Consider the following 1,245-nt stretch of genomic DNA (forward strand, 5'->3'; position numbering starts at 1 on the left):
CGTGACAGATAGACGTTGTGGGGGTTGCGACGCTTCATCCGCCTGGCCGGAATGGTCCATAGAGCATCGGTAAAGTTCACCTCACTCCATGTTGCGTCCGTCAGTTCGGATTTGCGCACCATGGTGAGTAATAGTAATTTGCAAGCCAGACGCAAGGTCGGCGCGCACTGCACGTATTCGATATGTTCGTAGAACAGCGCGATCTCTTCGGCACCCAACGCGCGGTCGCGCGGCTCAAATACGGCAATGGATGAAGGAGCGACCAGATCCGCAGGGTTTTCAACCTTCTGCCCTCTTTGTTCTGCGTACTTAAAGACCAGTTTCACGATATCGCGCGCATGCACGGCCGTCGCGGGGGCGCCACGTGCGAGGATGGCGTCGCATACGGAACGCAACTCGTTGTGCGTAATCTCATGCAGCAGGAGACTGCCAAAGGGGCGTTTCAGATCGCGTTCGTACACCGAGCGCCGCATATCCCGCGTCGACTCCGCCATTTTGTACTTTAATAGCCAACGTTCGGCCCAGACGCTGAATGGTTCTCCCGCTGCCAGTTGGCTACGCGATTGGGCTTTGAGGCGCGACGGGGACTTGCCTTCCGATTGCGCTTTCTTGGCTTGCTCCAGGCGCCCCCTTGCCTCCTGCAAGCTCAAGCCACCGGCACCGTACCGTCCGAGCACCAAGGTTTCACTACGGCCATTGACGCGGTAGTTATAGCGAAACGAGATGGTGCCAGTGGGCAGGACCGTCGCATACATACCGTCACGATCCGGCACCTTATAGGCTTTCGTAGCAGGTTTCAGGTTTTTCAGTTTCGTATCGGTCAACATGGTCACCTCCCACTCCTACACAAGTCTGTACTGGCGGCCGATTCATTTCAAACAATCAATCACTTAGCGCTAAAAAAGTGAAATCGTTATCCCATCTCGGGCTGCTGATACCCTCACGATGAAGAGCGTAAAAAAGATGCTAAAATTCCTTTAAAATCAAACACTTAAAACGAAAAATACCCGCAAAAATACCCTCACGTGACAAAACAGCAAGAAGAACCAAATGTTAAATTCACATTTCGGCATATTTGATACCCGCAAAAATACCCACGAAAAAGTGTGCTTGGCTCTGCCATGGGCTGCTTGGGTTTGCCAGACAAAATAAAAAAAGCCCCTGAAAAATCAGGGGCTTAGCTGTTGCATTGACCCGGCATTACCTTACGGTGCCGGACGGGAGATTATTCCCACTCGATGGTCG

The 1,245-nt window shown here is 52.6% G+C and carries 1 protein-coding gene; it reads right to left on the bottom strand.

Going from position 1 to position 1,245, the window contains the following annotated elements:
- The coding region (locus tag BXA07_RS29680; protein WP_076573261.1) for a tyrosine-type recombinase/integrase at window positions 1-827 on the bottom strand (827 nt) is incomplete at its 3' end.
- Window positions 828-1,245: the final 418 nt, after the last annotated feature.

This window comes from Janthinobacterium sp. TND4EL3, from assembly GCF_900156175.1.
In the GTDB taxonomy this organism is placed as follows: Bacteria; Pseudomonadota; Gammaproteobacteria; order Burkholderiales; family Burkholderiaceae_D; genus Janthinobacterium.